This window comes from Levilactobacillus enshiensis (assembly GCF_007115095.1).
GTDB classification, from domain to species: Bacteria; Bacillota; Bacilli; order Lactobacillales; family Lactobacillaceae; genus Levilactobacillus; species Levilactobacillus enshiensis.
This window is the reverse complement of record NZ_SULH01000052.1, coordinates 1-228: the sequence shown is the minus strand read 5'-3', so window position 1 is coordinate 228 and position 228 is coordinate 1. Positions and strand designations below refer to the sequence as shown.

General features: G+C 39.5%; 1 protein-coding gene. It reads right to left on the bottom strand.

Annotation, left to right across the window (positions count from 1 at the left end; translation table 11 throughout):
* A partial coding sequence (locus FAY32_RS14545) for a helix-turn-helix domain-containing protein (RefSeq protein ID WP_143445915.1) occupies nucleotides 1-167 on the bottom strand: 167 nt, incomplete at its 3' end.
* Nucleotides 168-228 lie beyond the last annotated feature (61 nt).

Here is a 228-nt window from a genome sequence, read left to right as displayed (position 1 = left end):
TCGGCATCTGTTTGTGCTAATTCAGCCTGATAAGGTTGACATCGAGATAATTCATAAGAAATTGTTGACGGTGATCGGTTCAGCCGAACGCCCATTTGGATATTGGACAGCCCTAGTTCACAAAAGGTTTCGATTTTAATTCGTTCGGAATAGGTTATACTAGACAAAAGATCAGCTCCTAAAAGATGGGTTTGTGGTAAACACCATTTTAAAGGAAGCTGATCTTTT